We start from the raw sequence: 771 nt of genomic DNA on the forward strand, positions 1-771 counted from the left end.
CAAGCGGGTTTTGTTCCCCTTCTTGAACAAGGAAACAGCAAGGTGCCTGATATGACTGACCCTGTCACAGTATCTGACGTGTCCAGCGCTGTCGATGTGCGGCCCGTGGCGGAATATGTGCCTGCTGTGGGTCCTGTGCATGACATCAGAGGGCAATACGGCACGTTCCGCTCGCCAGCGGATGTAACCCAGCCCCAGCGTAATGAGCCAATGACCACACCCTTTACCACGATTACACAGCGAGAGAGGTTGAATGCGTTGCGCCTTGGTGACTCTCGTGACGATCAAACGGTGCGGATCAGCTACCCGTTCCAACGTTGGTTTGGCGAACACTCCGTCAAGGTGTCGCTACGGCGTGACAGCCTGTTTGAAAGCGCAATGGTTCTGCAACCGTCCGATGTGCGCGCCTCCGATGCGTTAACCCGGCAACTTGATCACTGGCCAAAGCAGACTCCGCACATTTTGCTTCCCGATAGCGTGGGCGATGAACAGCAGCAAGGCCAGCAGCAACGAGAACAGGAAGAGGAACAATAATGAATGTGCGGGAGCGGTTGCGTCGCAGGCCTCAGCAGGTCAATGTCGCCTGGGAAGCAGCACTGCCTGTTCCGGGCAGTGAGATTGCGCAACCCAGTCCCTCGCGTCGTTACCTCAGCCTTGATTTAACGGATGAGGAGCAGAATTGTGCCCAGGCATGGGTTGATGCCGATGAGTGGGCTGCGGCGAGTGGGTGTGAACTGCCTGGTATTGCGTGGGAACAGGTGCCGCTTGGCT

At 57.2% G+C, this 771-nt stretch carries 2 pseudogenes; both read left to right on the top strand.

The window, feature by feature from the left end:
• Nucleotides 1-534 (top strand): annotated as a pseudogene (locus tag J5224_RS32175) (hypothetical protein); the annotation flags it as partial.
• Nucleotides 534-771 (top strand): annotated as a pseudogene (locus J5224_RS32180) (hypothetical protein); the annotation flags it as partial. The pseudogenes J5224_RS32175 and J5224_RS32180, both read left to right, overlap by 1 nt.

The organism is Candidatus Symbiopectobacterium sp. NZEC135, assembly GCF_025962695.1.